Below are 674 nucleotides of genomic sequence, written 5' to 3'. Positions count from 1 at the left end.
TTCAGGTGCATGTTCTCAAGCGGCGCGGGCCGCCGTTGATGCAGCCGGTGCCGGTCTGCGCGCATGCGTCCGCGCTGTCCGCCGTGCTGGCGGCGATGCGGGCGTTGAAGGCGCGCCGGTTTCCGGGCGATGCCTCAGTGCCGGCTGCGCAGCGGCCGGTGCCCGGCGCGCCACAGGGGGTGGCGGTCCATCAGGAGCGGGTCCATGCACTGGATCGCCGTGCCTTCGTCGCTGGATGAACTGCCGCCCGGCGCGCCGGCCGCCTCGGCGGGCTGGTGGGCGCTGCGCTTCACGCCCCGGGTGGCGCTGCTCGACGAAGCCCTGCTGCTGGAGGTGGCCAGCACCGAGCGCCTCTGGGGCGGCCGGGCCCGGCTGCTTTCGCTGATCCGGCAGCACCACCCGGCCTTCGGCGGGCAGGGCGAGCTGGCAGGGCCTGCCGAAGCGCAGGAAACCCCAGCGTCCGGACGGCCAAGGCAAGGGCCAGAACCAGAACCAGGACCAGAAAAGGACAAGGCCGCCGCCCGCCGCCTGCCGCAGCCCTCCGGCGGCGACCCGGCACTGGCCCAAGGCGCTACGGCCTTCGAAGCCCTGGCCCTGCTGCGGCTGGCCAGGCCGACCCTCCGCATCACCCGCCGCGCCGGTTGCCGCACGACCTGCCCCTGCGCACCCTGGCG

2 pseudogenes are annotated in these 674 nt (G+C 74.9%); both read left to right on the top strand.

Annotated elements, in window-relative coordinates:
- Positions 1–239, top strand: a pseudogene (locus AC27IQ_RS26465) (translesion DNA synthesis-associated protein ImuA); the annotation flags it as partial.
- Positions 205–674 (top strand): annotated as a pseudogene (locus AC27IQ_RS26460) (DNA polymerase Y family protein); the annotation flags it as partial. The pseudogenes AC27IQ_RS26465 and AC27IQ_RS26460, both read left to right, overlap by 35 nt.

The organism is Acidovorax sp. KPB24-07, assembly GCF_057543315.1.
This window is presented reverse-complemented; position numbering and strand designations above follow the sequence as displayed.